Below are 16,714 nucleotides of genomic sequence, written 5' to 3' on the forward strand. Positions count from 1 at the left end.
TCAGTGCGCATGGCCGGACTCCGGCTGCGCGGCAGGCGATGGACGGCCGTGATCCATGCCTTCCATCGACATGCCTTTCATTTCGTGGCCGGCATGCGGATCCGCGGGCGCAGCCGCGCCGCCGCAACGCGCGAGCAGGGCCTGCGTGACCGAGTCCTTGGGGTCGAGCCCTGCGCGTTCGGCCGGCGTGAGCGCGGCGCAGTCGGGTCCCTGCGGCGTCTTGGCCTGCGGCTTGGCGGCGGCCGGTGGCGACTCGTGCGACATGCCTTCCATCGGCTTGCCGCCCATGTCGTGGCCGGCGTGCGGATCGGCCGCGGCGGGCGCGGCGCCGTGCCCGGAGTGATCCATCCCCTCCATACCTTCCATGCCTTCCATACCTTCCATACCTTCCATACCTTCCATACCTTCCATACCTTCCATGCCGCCCATCGAGTGCCGGCTGTGATCCATGCCACCACCCTTGGGCTTGAGCAGCTCGGCCGGATCGAGCGTCGGGTCGGCCGGCTGCTGCGCGCTCGGCAGGTTGCGGCCCACGGCGCGCGCGAGCTCGGTGCGCGCGGTCCAGTAATCGCGCACCGCCTCGATATAGCCGGCGTAGGCCTCGTACTCCTGCTGCTTGGCGAGGATCAGCTCGAAGATGCCGATGAGCATGTAGTTCTGCTCCAGCTGCATCTGCGCGACCACCGCCTCCTGCTGCGGAATCAGCGCGGTCTTGAACTCCTGCGCTAGGGCGCGGGTCGCCTGCACCTTGGCGGCGGCGAGCTGCACCTGGTTGGAGACGTCGAGCACGCGGCCGTCGAGTTCGGCTTCGGCCTGGTCGAGCGCGGCCCGTGCCGCGGCCACGCGACCGCCACCCCAGTTGAACAGCGGCAGTTCGAGCGCGAGCGTCGGACCCGCGTCGAGCGCGCCGTCGAAGTCGCGTTCGCGCTCCGCGCCGATCTCGATGCCGTTGACCAGCCGCGTGCTGCGCTCGAAACCGAAGCGGTCGGCGATCGCCTCCGCCGTTCTGCGCAGGCCGGCCAGGTCGAGGCGGCTTTCCAGCGCCAGCTTCTGCAGCGCCGCGACCTCGTCCTCCTTCGGCAGCGGCTCGGCCAGCCGTGCGTCGAGCGTCCACTGCGACTGCGCGGCGGACAGGCCCATGAGCCGGTTGAGCGCGGCACGCGACTCCACCGCCTGCGCGCGGGCGGAGATCGCGGCCAGCACCGCCTGGCTCGCCGCCGCCTTTTCCATTGCCAGTTCGCGTGCGCTGATGTTGCCGGCGTCGAAGAAGCGCTGCGCGAGGTCCGCGGACGCGCGCTGCGCCCTGGCCGCGGCGTCGCGCATCTGCGCGAGCTGGTCGGCGCCGACCGCCTCGTACCAGGCGCTCTCGACCTCGGCGGCAAGGTCCATCGCCACCGACGCCACGTCGAGCTTGGCGGCTTCGAACTGCGCACCGGCAAAGCGGCTGTTGGCCGGCAGGAACAGCAGGTTGGCGAAATTGAACGCAAGGCCCAGGGTGAGCTGCGGCACGTTCGCGCCCGCGCTCGAATCGCCGGTCAGCCGCGTCAGCGAGAACGTCGGGTTGGCGAGCCGCCCGGCGTCGTACACCTCGGCCGCGGCAAAGCCCAGGCGCGCCGTTTCGCGGCGCACATCGGGGTTGTTGATCAGCGCAAGCTGCACCGCCGTCTCGGCGCTCAGGGGCCTGCTCAGCGCCTGCGTCGTGAACGACTTGGCGTCGGCCACCTGCGGCACCACGCGACCGCGCTCGGCGGTCATCTTTCCTACATCGGCGCGGCCCCAGTCGGCGGGCGCGCTGGCACAACCGGCGAGCCCTGACAGCAGCAGGGACGCCGGCAACAGCATCAGTCGGGAAACCACGAAAACCTCCCACGTGTCTTGAGGAGCCACGCGCACCGCGAGGGGCGCAGGCGGGCTCGGACAGTCGCGCGCAGGGCTTGCCTGCGCCGCGACCGCGGCTTTGCCTCAGGACTTACTGGGGGGTCGGATCAAATCCAGGCCGTGCGCTGCGCGCAGGCCGGCTTGCGGCTGCTGGCCGGAGAAACGTGCCGGCGGCACGTCGAAGGCGTTGCCCGCGCTGAAGCCGGCAATGCCCAGACCATTCACGACGCAGCCCATGCTGGCGCAGTTGCAGCCGCACTCGCAGCCCAGCATGGCGAGACCGGTCTTCGCATCGTCCGGCGACGTCGCGGCCTGCGCGTCCGCATGGTGATGCGCATGCGCATCCGCGGCGGCGTGGTCCATCTGCATGCCGGCGCTGTGGTGCATGCCCGCCGGCATGTCATGCGCCATCGCCGCTGGGCCAGCCGCATGCGAGCAGCGCACGCCCGCCACGGCCGCGACGGACTGGAATCCGACGCACCAGACGAGCAAGCCAATCAGCAGACGGAAGAACGGGAGCGGCATGGGTCAATTAGACGCGCCTGCGGAGGGAAGTTCAATTTCTGCATGTGGCGGACTTCGAGACCGGACCGATGTTGCGACTCAAGCCCGCAGACGACGGCGCTGCATCAGCAGGTACGCTGCCGGAATCACGAACATCGACAGCAGTGGCGCGGTGATCATGCCGCCGACCATCGGCGCCGCGATGCGCTGCATCACCTCGCTGCCGGTGCCCGCGCCCCAGAACAGCGGCAGCAGGCCGGCAATGATGACGGCCACGGTCATCGCCTTGGGCCGCACGCGCAGCACTGCGCCTTCGACGAGCGCGTCTTCCAAGTCGGCAACGGTGCTCATCGCGCCACGCTTCTCGCGCTGTGCGATGGCCTGCTGCAGGTAGATCAGCATGATGACGCCGAATTCGGCCGACACACCGGCCAGCGCGATGAAGCCGACGCCGCTCGCGACCGATAGGTTGTGACCCAGCGCGTAGATCAGCCACAGCCCGCCGACCAGCGCGAACGGCAAGGTCGCCATGATGAGCAGCGCCTCTCCGAAATTGCGGAAGGTCAGGTAGAGCAGCAGCAGGATGATGGCGAGCGTGAACGGCACCACTAGTTGCAACCGCTTGGCGGCACGCTCCAGGTACTCGAACTGCCCTGACCACGCGATGGAGTAGCCCGCCGGCAACTGCACCTGTTCACCCACCACACGCTTGGCCTCCGCCACATAGCCGCCGAGATCGCGTCCGCGAATATCCACATACACCCAGCCATTGGGTCGCGCGTTCTCGCTCTTGATCATCGGCGGGCCGTCGGCAATCTCCACCGCAGCGATCTGCCCCAAGGTGACCGTCGCGCCCTTCATGGTCACGATGGGCAGCTCGCGCAGGTCGTCGAGCGAGTCGCGCAGCTCACGCGGGTAGCGCAGGTTGATGGGGAAGCGTTGCAGGCCCTCCACCGTCTCGCCGATGTTCTCGCCGCCGATGGCGAGCGCGACGATGCGCTGCACGTCGGCAATCGACAGGCCCAGCCGCGCCGCGGCAATGCGGTCCGGATGCACTTCAATGTAGCGCCCGCCGGACACGCGCTCGGAGAACGCCGACGAGGTGCCGGGAATGTCCTTCACCACGCGCTCCACTTCGGCGCCCAGGCGCTCGATCACGTCCAGATCCGGCCCCGCGATCTTGATGCCGACCGGCGACTTGATGCCGGTGGCGAGCATGTCGATGCGATTGCGGATCGGCTGCACCCAGACATTGCCCATGCCGGGAATCTTCAGCGCCGCGTCCATCTCCTCGATCAGCTTCTCGGTCGTGAGGCCCTCGCGCCATTCGGACTTCGGCTTGAGCATCACCGTGGTCTCGACCATCTCCAGCGGCGCCGGATCGGTCGCGGTCTCGGCACGCCCGATCTTGCCGAACACGCGCTGCACCTCGGGAAAGGTTTTTAGAATTCGATCCGTCTGCTGGAGAATTTCCGCGCCCTTGCCGACAGCCAGACCCGGCAAGGCGGTGGGCATGTAGAGCAGATCGCCTTCGTCCAGCGGCGGCATGAACTCGCTGCCCAACTGCAGAGCCGGCCAGATCGAGGCCGCCATCGCGAGCCCCGCGATGACCAGGGTCGCCCGCGGATGCCGCAGCACCGCGTGGATGCCCGGCCGGTAGATCGCGATGAGGAAACGGTTGAGCGGGTTGCTCTGCTCGTCGCGAATCTTTCCACGGATGAACCACACCATCAGCACCGGGATCAGGGTCACGGACAGGCCCGCGGCGGCCGCCATCGCGTAGGTCTTGGTGTAGGCCAGAGGTGCGAACAGCCGGCCTTCCTGCGCCTGCAAGGTGAACACCGGTACGAAGCTCAGGGTGATGATGAGCAGGGAGAAGAACAGCGCTGGACCGACCTCGGCCGCGGCCTCGGCCATTAGCCTCAATCGCTCCTCACCTTCCGGATCGCGCTCTCCGTGCTCGTGCTTCCAGTGCTCGAGCTTCTTGTGCGCGTTCTCGATCATTACTACCGCCGCGTCCACCATCGCGCCGATGGCAATCGCGATGCCGCCCAGCGACATGATGTTGGCGTTGATGCCCTGCATCTTCATCACCGTGAACGCCATGAGAATCCCCAGCGGCAAGGTGAGGATGGCCACGAAGGCCGAACGCAGGTGGAACAGGAACAGCACGCAGATCAGCGCGACGACGACGAACTCTTCGAGGAGCTTGGTCGTGAGGTTGTCCACCGCGCGTTCGATCAGCGCGGAGCGATCGTAGGTCTCGACGATCTCCACGCCCTTGGGAAGGCTGGCCTTCAGGATCTCCAGCTTCGCTTTCACCGCCTCGATGGTGCTCGCCGCGTTGGTGCCGGAGCGCAGCACGATCACGCCGCCCACGACTTCCCCTTCGCCATCGAGCTCGGCGATACCGCGCCGGGTCTCGGGCCCGAGCTGCAAGGTGGCGACGTCACGCAGCAGGATGGGCGTTCCGTTCTCGCCAAGACCGACCGGGATCGCGCGGAAGTCATCGAGCGTCTTCAGGTAGCCCCGCGCGCGGACCATGTACTCGGCTTCGGCCAGCTCCAGCACCGAACCACCGGTCTCGCTGTTGGCATCCTGCACCGCCTGCACCACCGTCTCGACCGGCAGCTTGTAGGCGCGCATCCGATCCGGGTCGAGCACGATCTGGTACTGCTTGTTGAAGCCGCCGAGTGTCGCGACCTCCGCGACGTTCGGCACGGACTTCAGCTCGTACTTCAGGAACCAGTCCTGCAAGGCGCGGAGCTGGCTGATGTCCTGCCCGCCCGTGCGATCCACCAGCGCGTACTCGTAGATCCAGCCGACGCCGGTCGCGTCCGGACCCAGCGCAGCACGTGCGTTGGCAGGCAGACGGCCCTGCACCTGGCTCAGGTATTCCAGGACCCGCGAGCGCGCCCAATAAAGGTCGGTGCCGTCCTCGAACAGCACGTAGACGAAGCTCTCGCCGAACAGCGAGTAGCCGCGCACGGTCTTGGCGAAGGGCACGGACAGCATCGTGGTGGTCAGCGGATACGTGACCTGATCCTCGACCACCTGCGGTGCCTGGCCGGGATACGTGGTGCGGATGATGACCTGCGTGTCCGAGAGGTCGGGCAGCGCGTCGAGCGGCGTGGTGAGCGTGGAATACGCACCCCAGGCGGCCAGCATCAGCGCGGCCATCAGCACGAGGAAGCGGTTGTAGATGCTCCAGTGGATAAGGCGCGCGATCACGGGGTTTTCTCCATGCTCGTGCCGGACATCGGCTCCATCTCGGACTTCTGCCGCATGTCGGACATGCCCTCCATCGCGGGCTTGTCCTTCATTTCTTCCACGCTCTGCATGCCCTCGCTCATGCCGCTGCCTGCGCCCATGCGCTGATAGGCACCGAGCAGGCTGGCCTCGGAGTCGATGAGGAACTGGCCGGACACGACCACGTTCTGTCCGGCTTCCAGGCCGGACAGGATCACGGTCTCGCCATCGCGCTCGGGCCCGGCCTCGACGTGCGCCGGGCGGTAGCGGCCTTCGCCCTCGGCCACCATCACCACCGTGCGCGTGCCGGTGCGAATCACCGCCTCGGTCGGCACGAGCAGGACGTCGCGCTGCGCGCCGCCGAAGAGCGTCACGTCCGCGAACATGCCGGGACGCAGCGCGCCCTCGGCGTTGTCGAACACCAAGCGAGCTTTCAGCGTGCGCGTCATCGTGTCGAGCTGCGGGTACAGGTAATCGACGCGGCCCTCGAACACCTTGCCGGGCAGCGACTTCAGCCGCGCTTCGGCGCTGCGCCCCTCCTTGATCCAGCCGGCCTGCACCTCCGGAATCTCGACCAACAGCCACACCTGCGAAAGATCGGCGAGCTTCATCAGCGGCATGCCGGGTGCGATCTGCGCGCCCTCGCGCGCCATCAGTTCCATCACGAAGCCCGACGCCGGTGCGAACACGCCGGACTGGCTGCTCGCACCCGCGCCGCCACCGAGCAGGCGCAGACGCTGCTGGCTCGCCTTGACCAGTGCCGCATCGCCGCTCGCCTCGGCGAGCTTCAGTTCCTGCCTCGCAGCGAACAGTTCTGGCGAGTAGAGCGCGGCCAGACGCTGCCCCTGTTTCACCACGTCGCCTTCTGCCCGCACATCCAGCTTCTCGATCCAGCCCGCCGCGCGCGACTCCACCGTCACGATGCGGCGTTCGTCCAGCGCGACGCTACCGACGGCGTCCACGCGCTGCCAGAACGTGCCTGTCTTGGCGGGTGCGATGCGCAGGCCCAGGTTCTGTGCCATGCGCGGGTCGATTTCCACCACCGTTGCGCTCGCCGCTCCAGCGGACTCATCCGCGTACTTGGGCACGAGCTCCATGTCCATGAATGGCGATTTGCCGGGCTTGTCAAAATGCTGGTCCGGCCGCATCGGGTCGTACCAGTACAGCGGCTTCTTCTCGGCTCCCGACGTCACCATCCCGCCTGTGGGAGCCTCGGTTCGCTGAGTCAGCTTCATGCCGCAAATCGGGCAAGAACCAGGTTCATCCTGCCGCACCTGCGGGTGCATCGAGCAGGTGTAGTAGGTCTTGCCCTCGGAGTTCACACGCTTTTCGAGCTGGTGCTTGTGCGGCGCTTCCGATTGTGCGAGCCACCAGCCGCCGGCACCGAACAGGGCGACGACACCGACGACAGCGAGAACGGATCTGGTTTTCATGGTCACTCTCCAGCAGGAATTCGGTAGGGGTTTCGATCAGGGCGCGAAGTAGCGGAGCTGCACCTGGTGGCGCGCGGAATCGGCTTGCAGGTCGAGCTTCTGCATGGCGATTTCGAGCGCGCGCCGACGCGCGTCGAGCACCTCGCGCAGCGCGCCCGAGCCCGCGCCGTAAGCGGCGAGCGCCGCATTCACGCGCGACTCGGCCTGCTGCAGCAGCAGGCTGTCGTAGCGCGCAAGGCGCTCCTGCAGGAGCTGCCAGTCGTCGGCATTGGCGCGGATCTCGGCGCGGTGCTCGCGCAGCGCATCGTCGAGCCGCGCTTGCTGCGAGGCCTGCATGCCGACCGCGGCTTCGAGCTGCGGGTCCTGTCGCCGGGCGGTGAACACCGGCAGCGGAATCTCGACCTGCACCTGCGCGTAGTCGGCGAACTCGGGGCGATGACCGTAGCCCACGGTGAGCGCCCAATCCGGTCGATAGTCCTGACGTGCGAGCTGCACGTCGGTCTCGGCGGTGACTACTTTCTTCCCTTCCGCGAGAAAGTGCGGATGTGTGAGCAGGGCCGCGGAGAGCGCCGCGGCATCGGGCGGCGTTTCGGGCGGCAGTTCGGGGCAGATGGGGTTGAACGCCGCCTCACCAATCCAGCGCGCAAGTCCGTTCCGGTAGTGACGTGACTGCTGCGCGAATCCCGCGATCTCATCGCGCAGGGCTTCGGCCTCGACCTTGGCCGCGAGGAACTCGGCCTGCGTGCCGCGGCCCGCGGTGTAGGCGATCTCGGTGGCCTGCACCTGTCGTTCGGCTTCGGCGAGCGTGCGGTTCGCGAGCCGGCGGGATTCCTCGGCCTTCCACACATCGAGCCATGCCAAGCCGGTTTCGCGCGCGATCTTCCGCTCGGTGGCGAGCCGTTCGGCATCGAAGGTGTCGGCCTCGTGCTCCGCGCGTTCGCGCTTGAGACGGCGCTTGTCGGCGCGCGGAAAATCCTGGCGGATGCCGGCCATGATCTGCGTGTCCGACTCCTCACGCAGCGTGAAGCGATTGGAGCCTTCGAGCGTAAGGTCACTGATGCCAAGGCTGAGCCGCGGATCGGGCAGCTCGCCGGCCGCGATAGCGCGCTGACGCGCGGAACGGGCCTCGGCATCCAGTGCGTCGAGTTGCGGCTGACGCTGGATGGCGAGCGCCGCAGCGTCGTCCAGGCTCAGGGCGATCAGCGCGTCGGATGCGCCGTCAGCACTCGCGACCGATGGAAGCGTGAGGGAAAGCGTGGCGAGCAGGATCGGGCGCGCGCAACGCGTGATGTGAATCGTGGAGAAAATCGACATGGCTGCCTCTCGATGACGGGAAAGGTGCAGCCCAGAGGGCTGCACGGGTCATGAGCCGCCCTGCGCGAGGCGCAGGGCGGGCAGCGTTTAGAGCCGCAGGCGAGCCGTGGTGAGGTAGGTTCGGGTGCCGCTGCCGAGTGGCGGACCTCGTACGGGTGGCAGCGTCGCAACCGTGCGTGTCGTCGGGTCCGTCAGATTCCACGACGTGGAAGGAAGCAGTACGACGGCCGGCAAATCGAGTGCGGGAACCTGCGCAAGCAGGCCCGGCTGATGGTGGTCCAGGGCCGCGTCGGCGACCACATCGCAGCAGCCCGGCGCTGCCTCAGCCTCGACCGCCGCCTTCGAGTCCGGCATCGCGTGGTCGGGCGCCTCGTGCCCATTCGGGCAGCAGCACTCTGCGCGCACCACGTCCAGACCATCCATCCGGCACGCATAACCCGTCGTGACCCACGACAGGCTGATGATCAGCAGGAGGCTGATGAAACGGCGCATGGGACACAGCGTAAACCCTTGTGTTACCCAAGGGTCAAGCCTTTCATGCCCCAAGCGCCGGAATTCATGCTTTTCTCTTTCCATACGGCTGCAACGTCAACGCTTGGTATCGGCCGCGACCGGCATCCGCCGTTAGATCGCCCAGACAACTATTAGCAGACCTGTATCAGAGGTCGTGCGGTAGTGACCTGCTATGGCGATCCACCCATCTGCGCATCAACGTCCGCTTTCGACTGCTCTATCGACGTGTGCCGAAGACCGCTTCGGGCTGAACTCAGCCTCCGGCCTTCTTGGTGAGGAGTGTCCGCCTTCAGGCACCGAGACCGGGACCGCAAGGAGACTCACGCACGTTCCTAAAGTCGGGGGTACTGGCGCAGTTTGACCTGGCCATCAGTGGTGCACTTTGAGGTGGCCAGCAGGGCGTGGAGTTGTCGGCCCCGCGACGCTTGCTGCTTCCCTTGAGCGGTGCCCGGGTGGCCGACATGAGTATGGTCAGGGTCTCCCCGGCAGGCTATTACCTTCATTGGCCACGCCTCGGCGGCTATCTCTGGGTAACCGATTTGTTCGGGCTGAACTTTCGGCAAGTCCTCGACGAATTGTAGCGATTGCTCACCTTCCGAAGCGCCCTCGCGCTGCGTCCGGCCTCGCGATTTCTCGACGGCTCTCAGCTCCGCCGTTCTGGGAATCGATAGCTTCCGAATTGCCGGACCACCCCTGTCACCACTCCCCAGATCGAATCTCCCTGGTCGGGCTGCAGCGGTCGGCTTCGATGCTCTGAGTTCGTCGAGTCGGGCTCGAGCGAAGGGGTTCGTCGTCTTGCCACGAAGCGGTGGACGGTCAGGTCCCGGTTCTCCAGCACTGCCAGCACGATATCGCCAGTCGCTGGCTTCAACCGGCGATCCACCAGCACGCGGTCGCCATCGAGGATTCCCGCTCGGTCCATCGCGTCTCCGCGGACCGTGTACACGAAGGTAGAGCCAGGTTCAGGAGTCAGCGGGTCATGGGAGCCGTCGCCGGCGAGACCACCCCCCAGCGCGTTTGTTGCCATCTCCCGCACGAGGTTTAAATCGATTCCCTGGGCCGACGGCCTTTGGCCCTGCGCACCATGCCATCCGGCCAGGGCATGCGCCCCACGGGAATACTCCTGAAGCTGGGCAAGCATGGAATCGACCAGCGAGGTCGGTACTCGCATTACCCGCGTTTCTTCCCCGTGGTATCGCCCCGAGCCTGCCGGCCTGCCAGCACCCGCTCGACGTCCGCCGTGCCTAGCCATGCACAGCCCTCCGCACGGTGCCAGCGCTGTCGGACGGCCAGCACCACAGGGCATTGCTTCGCGACGCCCTTAGGGGGCGGCCATAACCATGAAGGTTCTGAATCATTTTCCCTGCAAAAAAGGACTTCTCCAGACTGTTGATATACGTTACTATAATCATGTTGGCAAGCTTCGAACCGGCATCAGGGGAACGGCAATGCGACAGAATCAGAGGTCTTCCCAGGCAATCGGTCCACTACGGGCCGCGCCCCTGGCGCTTCGCTTGGTGGAGGCCTGGGAAGCCGAGCGGGCGCAACGGGGCCGCGCGAAGCGCGGAATGCGCGTCGAATTGAAGATTTGCGTTTCTGACCGCGGTGATTCCCCGGCCAGAAGCCAAGCAGCGCTTCGGCTCATTGAGCGGTGGTGCCTGAAGGATTACCGCCCGCGTCGATTGCAGGCCGATGGCTCGCTCATCGAGCTCGCCCTGCCCCCCACGGGCGGTTCGATTGATCAGGCGGCGCAAGCGCTGCTCGAGCGGATTCGCAGCGTCGGGAATGATCGAGATTGCGAGGTCGATGCAGTGATCCGCCACCGCGACACCAGCCGAGTCTGGAGCTAAGCTCCCTCCCCTCTCGGTGGCCACGGTCGAGGAAACCGCATACCCGCGATTGCTTCCAGAGCCACGGCCCAGGGAGCTCAACGACCATTACATCCCTTCCGACGACGAGAAGGCTTGGGCAAAGAAGAGCGCCAATTCCGCCACCAAGCGCGTCGCACTTCTGGTGCTGCTCAAATGCGCCCAGCGCCTGGGATTCTTCCCGCGGCTAAAAGATGTTCCTCGGCCATACCTGGATCACGTCACCCTTGCGAGTGATTTCAAGCGTCCCCTGACAGGCGATGAAATCAGGATGGCCGATGATGGCGGCGTCCGCCATCGCAATCTCAATCTCCTCCGCAAGCGTTTGGACATTCGCCCGCTCGACGATGAGGATTGGATGATCGAGCGCGCAGCGACGGCGGCGCTGACTCAGCATCACCTCACAGACATCATCAATGTGCTGCTTGAGGAGCTCATCCACTATCAGTATGAGTTGCCCGGATTCACGACCTTGGAGCGCATGGCACGCCGCGCCCGGGAAAAGGTCGAGACCCTGCACTATGGTTCCCTTGCCGACCCATTGTCCTCGCAGCTTCGCAAGAAGATCGATGCCTTGTTCGAGACCGCCGGCTCGAGCACATCCGCCTGGAACGCGTTGAAGCAAGAGCCCAAGCGTCCAACGAACAATGCCGTGCGCGACTATCTCGACCACGTCCGCCAGGTGCAGCAACTTTCGGTCGGTCTGCCAGCGGTCGCCGATATACCGGTCAGCAAGCTCAAGCACTATCGCGTGCTGGCGCGAGCCCAGAATGCCACCGAAATGCTCGAGCTGGTTCCCCGCAAGCGATACGCGTTGGCCGTCACCTTCATTCGGTCCTGCCATGCGCGGGCTCTGGATGACGCCGCCGATCTGTACATCCGTTTGCACGACAGGCTCCGGTCCTCTGCCGAGCGTCGACTCCGCCAGTACCAGATCGAACGCGCCAAGGCGATCGATCTCTTGGTCGAGCGATTCCACGGTACTTTGAAGGCCTACCAGACCGATGCCAGCGCGGTGAAAAGGCTGCAGGCTATCGAGAACAGCATTGGAAGTGACGCCGCGATGCTCTTGGAGCTGTGTGAAGAGCATCTCGCGTTCTCGGGCTCCAATTACCTGCCCTTTATGCTCAATCGCTACCCGGGATTCAGATCCCTTTTTCTGAACTGCCTGGAGGTGATCAAGCCCAAATCGACGAACGAAAACCAGGGAATGGAGAAGCTGATAGAAGCACTTCATCGTCTCCGGCATTCCCGAATCGAGCATGTCTCGCTGTCAGAATTGGGGCTCAACGCCAAAGCCGACCTAGGCTGGATGAGCAATGCATGGCGGCAGCTGGTGTTTGATGACGGCACGGGGTTGCCTTCGACTGGCGATATCGTTCATCGCAAGGCCTTCGAGCTCAGCGTCATCTCGCGGATTCGCGAAGACTTGGGTAATGGCGACCTGTTCATCCAGAGCGGCGAGAAGTACGACGACTATCGCGAGCAGTTGGCAGATATGGATACCGTCGAAAACGAGCTGCCTGAATACGGCGAAATGGCGGGCATCGACGTCGATGCGGTCGAAGCGGTGGCCCGGCTGCGCACAGAGCTCGCGGAGCTTGCGACGGAGGTTGATAAGCGCTTCAAGCACAACACCCACGCTTCGATCGTCGATGGGAATTTGTCGCTGCGCAATCTGAAGAAGACCATGCAGCCGGCCGCCGCGGAAAAGCTCGATATGATGATCCGGGATCGCTTGCTCCCGGTCAGCATCCTCGATGTGCTGATCGACGTGGAGCGCTGGCTGAACCTGCATCGCCATTTCAAGCATTTGGCAGGCACGGACACCCGGATTGAAGATCTTCCGAAGCGCTTTGTCACCTCGTTGTTCTGCTACGGCTGCAACCTCGGCGCCGTCCAGACCAGTCGATCGGTCAAAGGGATCAGCCGCCGCCAGATCAGTTGGCTCAATCTCAAGTACGTGACGGAGGAGTCACTCGACAAGGCGACAGTCGAGGTGACCAATGCCTTTGCCAAGTACGATCTGCCCGAATACTGGGGCAGCGGCAAAACCGCCTCTGCGGATGGCATGAAGTGGGACCTGTACGAGCAGAACGCGGTCTCCGAGTATCACATTCGCTATGGCGGCTACGGTGGCATCGGTTATTACCACGTTTCAGATCGGTACATCGCGTTCTTCAGCAGGTTCTTTCCCTGCGGAGCTTACGAAGGGGTGTACCTTCTCGACGCCATGGTCGAGAATGAGTCCGATCTAAAGCCCGATACCATCCACGGCGATACACACGCTCAGAACCTGGCGATTTTTGGCATCTCGCACCTGCTGGGCATTCGGCTGATGCCCCGAATCAGGGGCATCAAGAAGCTCAACTTCTACAGGCCTTCCGCTGGGGCGAAGTACAAGCATATCGACGATCTATTTACTGGGACGATCAACTGGAAGCTGATTCAGGCCCACTACAAGGAGATGCTCCGCGTGGCGGTGTCGATCAAGCTCGGCAAGATCACGGCTTCAACGATCCTGCGGCGCTTCGGAAACAAGAATCAGAGCCGGTTGGCTATGGCGTTCCGGGAGCTTGGGAAGGTAATCCGCACCAAGTTCCTCTTGCGGTTCATCGACAACCCGGACTTCCGCAAGCTGATCAGCGCGGCCACCAACAAGAGCGAGGCCTTCAACAACTTCATCCAGTGGGTGTTCTTCGGCAGCGAGGGCATCATTCAGGAGAACGTCGCTCACGAGCAGCGCAAGATGATCAAGTACAGCCACCTGGTGGCGAACATGATCTGCCTCTACAACGTCCAGCACATGACGCGGGTGATCCGCGAACTGAGGGCGGAGGGGGTGGAGGTCACTGCCGACATGGTCGGCTTCCTTTCCCCTTATCGAACCTGGCACATCAACCGGTTCGGCGACTATGTGGTGGACTACGATCGCCCCTGGGACCCTATGGATTGGACATTGAAAGTTTTCGATTAATAACAGACACTTAAGATAACTTTGCTGCGATTTCGTCAGAATCCCTGCCAACCCTCTACACCATGCAGCGGGTGCCCGCCACGTAGCCGATGCCGGTGATGATGCCGGCACCGTAGACCTCGTCCACGCCATCGTCGTCGTGCTGCGCATAGCCCGCCAGGGTGGACAGTTCGACGAAGCTCGCGCCCGGATCGAGCAGCTGGGCCAGGCGTTCACGCGGCAACAGCTGCCCGCGCTTGTCGAACTGCGGCTTGGCCCGCGCCGAGCAGCGGTGCACCTGTTGCTCCAGACGTTCGATATGGGCGATCAGCGCCAGCATGGCCTTGCGACGCCGCGCGAAGGTTTCGGAGTCGCGGCGCACCTGCGATTCGATGATGGGCATTGGCGCCTACCCGCTTCTGGCAGAGCTACGCGTGGCCGGGTGGTAGCCCAGATCCTTGGCGATGATCTGCAGCATCACCTCGTTGGCGCCGCCGCCGATCGAGCACAGGCGGGTGTCGCGGAAGATGCGCGTGATCGGGCTGTCCCACATGAAGCCCTGCCCGCCCCAGAACTGCAGGCAGGCGCTGGGCACGGTCTGGCCCAGTTGCCCGACCTTGAACTTGGCCATGGAGGTCAGCAGGGTGGCATCGGCATCGCCGGCGATGTAGTGCTCGGCGGCCTCGCGCAGCAGCGCCCGCGCGGCGTTGCACTCGACCTGCAGCTCGGCAAGCTTGCAGTGAATCATCTGCTGATCGAGCAGGGGCTTGCCGAAGGCGACGCGGCTGGCAGTGTATTCGGCGGTGACGGTGATGGCGTCCTCGATCTGGCTCAGGTACTTGCTGCCGGCGAACAGGCGCTCTTCCTGGAACTGCTGCATCTGGTAGATGAAGCCCATGCCCTCTTCGCCGATGCGATGCCGCACCGGCACGCGCACCTCGTCGAGATAGATCGGCGCGGTGTCGGAGCTGCGAGCGCCCAGCTTGTTCAGTCGCTTGCCGATGCTGACGCCCGGCGTCTTGGTGGGCACCACGATGAGGCTCTTGTTGCGGTGCGGGGCATTCTCGGAGCCGGTATTGCACAACAGGCACAGCCAGTCCGACTGGGTGCCGTTGGTGATCCACATCTTGGAACCGTTGATGATGTAGTCGTCGCCATCGCGCCGCGCGGTGGTCTTGATCGACGCCACGTCGGAACCGGCGCCGACCTCGCTGACGGCAATGCTGGTGACGCACTCGCCGGCAATCGCCGGCACCAGGAATTCGCGCTTCAGCGCCTCGCTGCCGTAGCGGGCCAGTGCTGGCGTCGCCATGTCGGTCTGCACGCCAATGGCGGTGGACAGGCCTGAGCACTTGATACGGCCTATTTCTTCCGCGTAGACCAGCGAATAGCTGTAATCCAGCCCCTGTCCGCCATATTCCACCGGCTTGGTGATGCCCAGGATTCCCGCGCGGCCAAGCTTCGGGAACAGTTCGTGCGCGGGAAAGATGCCCTCCTCCTCCCAGGCATCGACGTGGGGCGCGATTTCCGTTTCTACCAAACGCTTGATAGATTGGCGCAGCAGTTCGTGTTCCGGTGTGAATCTCATGAGGGGATGATCTCCGGGGTGGTGTCCGCAGCGCGGCGCCGGATGATTCATCGGATTACGAGTGGCACGCAAGTTACTGGCCTTATCCCCTACGCGGCCCATCAGGCCGGCCGCAACAGAATTGGAGGCTCGAAGCGTGAAGACCCAATGGATGCTCAGCGAAGATCACGAGATGGTCCGGCAGACCGCCGAACGCTTCGCGCGCGAACGTTTGCGCGAAGGCTACCAATCCCGGGAATCCATTCCCACGATGAGTCAGGCGCTGATGCGCGAGATGGGCGCTCTCGGGCTGATCGCCCCCAACGTGCCCGAGCCGTTCGGCGGCATCGGCGCCCCGAGCCTGGTCAACGGGCTGATCTGCGAGGCCATTGCGTACGGCGACTTCAACCTCAGCTATCTCAACATGGTGACGCCGCTGATTTGCGACGTGCTCCTGCGCCACGCATCGCCCGCGGTGCAGGAGCAGTACATCCCGTCTCTGGCCGCGGGCGAATCCATTTGCGCCCTGGGCCTGACCGAGCCCCGCGGTGGTTCGGACGCCTCGCATCTGGTGGTCTCGGCCACGCGCAAGGGCGACAAATTCATCTTCAAGGGCGAGAAGACCTCCATCAGTTTCGCCGAGCAGGCGAGCAGCATGCTCACCTTTGCCCGAACCAATCCCGAGGACAGTGGCCCGCGCGGCGTCTCCGCCTTTGTCGTGCCGCTGGACCTGCCCGGCGTCAGCCGCATCGCGTTCAATGACATCGGCACCAAGCCCGTCGGCCGCGGCTCGGTATTCTTCGACGATGTGGAAGTGCCCGCCAGCGCCATGATCGGCCGCGAGAACACCGGCTTCACGCAGATCATGGAGGGTTTCGATCTGAGCCGCATCCTGATCGCGCTGCAGTGCATCGGCGCCGCCCAGGCGTCGGTTGACGAGACCTGGGCCTACGTCAGCGAGCGCGAAGCCTTTGGCTATCGGCTGTCCAAGTTCCAGGGCGTGTCCTTCCCGCTGGCCGAGCACGAGAGCCAGCTCGAATCGATGCGCACGCTCTGCTATCACACCCTGGCCCTGCGCGACGCGGGCAAACGCCACACGCGCGAGGCGGCCATGGTCAAGTGGATGGCGCCGAAGTTCTGCACCGACATCATCCAGAACTGCCTGCTGCTGCACGGCCATTACGGTTACACGATGGACCTGCCGCACCAGCAGCGACTGCGCGACGTGATGGGCCTGCAGATCGGCGACGGCACGGCGCAGATCATGAAAACCATCATCGCGCGCGAAACCATCGGCAGCGTCGGGGTGCACTACAAGTAGTCGCCAGACCGCCCCGACGCGGCTCGACGGCATCGGGGTATGCGACCCGCCCCAGCGATGTGGCGGCGGTTCACTTCGGATAGCCAGAGATTCAAAAGCGTCGGGCTTGTA

General features: G+C 64.7%; 12 protein-coding genes. 3 read left to right on the plus strand and 9 right to left on the minus strand.

Going from position 1 to position 16,714, the window contains the following annotated elements; translation table 11 throughout:
- The 7 genes from ACOOHP_RS10095 to ACOOHP_RS10125 all read right to left on the minus strand — a co-directional run bounded on the left by ACOOHP_RS10095 (window position 1) and on the right by ACOOHP_RS10125 (window position 10,032).
- The gene (locus ACOOHP_RS10095) at window positions 1-1,857 is read right to left on the minus strand and encodes a TolC family protein (protein ID WP_420466294.1); all 1,857 of its coding nucleotides are present in this window, start codon (window positions 1,855-1,857) and stop codon (window positions 1-3) included.
- Window positions 1,858-1,962: 105 nt separating this feature from the next.
- Entirely contained in the window at window positions 1,963-2,403 is a 441-nt protein-coding gene (locus ACOOHP_RS10100) for a hypothetical protein (RefSeq protein ID WP_420466295.1), read from the minus strand.
- A 78-nt stretch (window positions 2,404-2,481) separates the two neighbouring features.
- A complete protein-coding gene (locus ACOOHP_RS10105) occupies window positions 2,482-5,613 on the minus strand; it encodes an efflux RND transporter permease subunit (protein WP_420466296.1) in 3,132 nt (1,043 codons plus the stop codon).
- Window positions 5,610-7,064, minus strand: coding sequence for an efflux RND transporter periplasmic adaptor subunit (locus ACOOHP_RS10110; RefSeq protein ID WP_420466297.1), 1,455 nt, complete (start codon window positions 7,062-7,064; stop codon window positions 5,610-5,612). The genes ACOOHP_RS10105 and ACOOHP_RS10110 overlap by 4 nt, the downstream gene beginning before the upstream one ends.
- A gap of 36 nt (window positions 7,065-7,100) precedes the next feature.
- On the minus strand, window positions 7,101-8,378 hold the full coding sequence (locus ACOOHP_RS10115) for a TolC family protein (protein ID WP_420466298.1): 1,278 nt from the start codon (window positions 8,376-8,378) through the stop codon (window positions 7,101-7,103).
- A gap of 87 nt (window positions 8,379-8,465) precedes the next feature.
- Complete coding sequence (locus ACOOHP_RS10120) at window positions 8,466-8,870, minus strand: hypothetical protein (RefSeq protein WP_420466299.1); 405 nt, start codon at window positions 8,868-8,870, stop codon at window positions 8,466-8,468.
- A 664-nt stretch (window positions 8,871-9,534) separates the two neighbouring features.
- Window positions 9,535-10,032, minus strand: a complete 498-nt coding sequence (locus ACOOHP_RS10125; RefSeq protein ID WP_420466300.1) for a LexA family protein — start codon at window positions 10,030-10,032, stop codon at window positions 9,535-9,537.
- A gap of 199 nt (window positions 10,033-10,231) precedes the next feature.
- Between ACOOHP_RS10125 and ACOOHP_RS10130 the strand changes: the two genes are divergently transcribed.
- The gene (locus ACOOHP_RS10130) at window positions 10,232-10,741 is read left to right on the plus strand and encodes a hypothetical protein (RefSeq protein ID WP_157534819.1); all 510 of its coding nucleotides are present in this window, start codon (window positions 10,232-10,234) and stop codon (window positions 10,739-10,741) included.
- Window positions 10,742-10,757: 16 nt separating this feature from the next.
- Window positions 10,758-13,736: a Tn3 family transposase gene (locus tag ACOOHP_RS10135; RefSeq protein WP_420466301.1), complete on the plus strand. Its 2,979-nt coding sequence runs from the start codon at window positions 10,758-10,760 to the stop codon at window positions 13,734-13,736.
- A 55-nt stretch (window positions 13,737-13,791) separates the two neighbouring features.
- Here the strand turns inward: ACOOHP_RS10135 and ACOOHP_RS10140 are convergent, their stop codons facing one another.
- Together ACOOHP_RS10140 and ACOOHP_RS10145 are read right to left on the minus strand one after the other, a co-directional pair.
- Window positions 13,792-14,118: a carboxyl transferase domain-containing protein gene (locus ACOOHP_RS10140; RefSeq protein WP_420466302.1), complete on the minus strand. Its 327-nt coding sequence runs from the start codon at window positions 14,116-14,118 to the stop codon at window positions 13,792-13,794.
- Between the two features lie 6 nt (window positions 14,119-14,124).
- On the minus strand, window positions 14,125-15,303 hold the full coding sequence (locus ACOOHP_RS10145; RefSeq protein WP_420466303.1) for an acyl-CoA dehydrogenase family protein: 1,179 nt from the start codon (window positions 15,301-15,303) through the stop codon (window positions 14,125-14,127).
- A 136-nt stretch (window positions 15,304-15,439) separates the two neighbouring features.
- On the opposite strand from ACOOHP_RS10145, the gene ACOOHP_RS10150 reads away from it, so the two are divergent.
- Entirely contained in the window at window positions 15,440-16,603 is a 1,164-nt protein-coding gene (locus ACOOHP_RS10150) for an acyl-CoA dehydrogenase family protein (protein WP_420466304.1), read from the plus strand.
- The last annotated feature ends 111 nt before the right edge of the window (window positions 16,604-16,714 follow it).

It is taken from the genome of Panacagrimonas sp. (assembly GCF_965216805.1).
Lineage (GTDB): Bacteria > Pseudomonadota > Gammaproteobacteria > Nevskiales > Nevskiaceae > Panacagrimonas.